This window comes from Paraburkholderia humisilvae (assembly GCF_902859855.1).
In the GTDB taxonomy this organism is placed as follows: domain Bacteria; phylum Pseudomonadota; class Gammaproteobacteria; order Burkholderiales; family Burkholderiaceae; genus Paraburkholderia; species Paraburkholderia humisilvae.
The window spans coordinates 1-751 of the sequence record NZ_CADIKH010000438.1; the positions used below are offsets into that span (position 1 = coordinate 1).

Sequence of the window (751 nt, forward strand, 5' to 3'; positions counted from 1 at the left end):
CAGACGCAACTGCCTTTGGCGGCGACCGCGGTTGCGGGCCAAGCTTGTTCCGGCAACGCTATCACCACGGATCCTAGCGGTAACATCTTGGCTTGCCAATCCGGTGTGTGGAGTTCATCCGGTAGCTTGCAGCCGAAGCTCTTCACCACGTCGACCTCCGACGTCACCGTGGGGCCATACAATTGGTGCTTCATGCAAGGACTTGAGAACAATCAGTCTGATGGCTTTGGCGAGTGGCTCGTGGAACTGGTGCAAGACAATGGTCCTAACAACAGATTCTTCCTGGTTCACAACTCCAAGGCTGGCGCTGCAATGATTTACGCCTGTTTCTGACTGGTTTGTCATTCATGGCGCTTGGCAAGTTCAGGCAGTTAATAGCCCCGGGCCGGGATAGTTCCCACCCGGCCGCGGGAGCACAAAGGCGGGTACACCAACGGACTCGTTTGATGACCCCAGTGCTGTGACGTAAAACACGACGGAAAGCGCTCGGTCCGGAAATGCACGCACGCTGGATTGGCACGGTGGCGCAGTTAGGATTTCACACACGTGTATTCGTAGTGCAGCGAGATTGTCGCGGCTGTAGTCGTGAAATAACCAGAAGGGCAACCCTGCTCGCCAGGAATGAGACCCATGCACGGGGTGATGTTCGCCCAACCCTGTGCCGCGTCGCCGTTATTGTCGTAATCGGCCCAACCACACGTCGTTCCAGCCGGTACTGTGCCTGCCGCCGTCCACACGCCGGATTGGCAAG

2 protein-coding genes are annotated in these 751 nt (G+C 57.5%); one reads left to right on the top strand and one right to left on the bottom strand.

Annotated elements, in window-relative coordinates:
- The coding region (locus HV796_RS43915; RefSeq protein ID WP_217478269.1) for a hypothetical protein at positions 1-333 on the top strand (333 nt) is incomplete at its 5' end.
- A gap of 197 nt (positions 334-530) precedes the next feature.
- Here the strand turns inward: HV796_RS43915 and HV796_RS43920 are convergent.
- A partial coding sequence (locus HV796_RS43920) for a hypothetical protein (RefSeq protein WP_217478271.1) occupies positions 531-751 on the bottom strand: 221 nt, incomplete at its 5' end.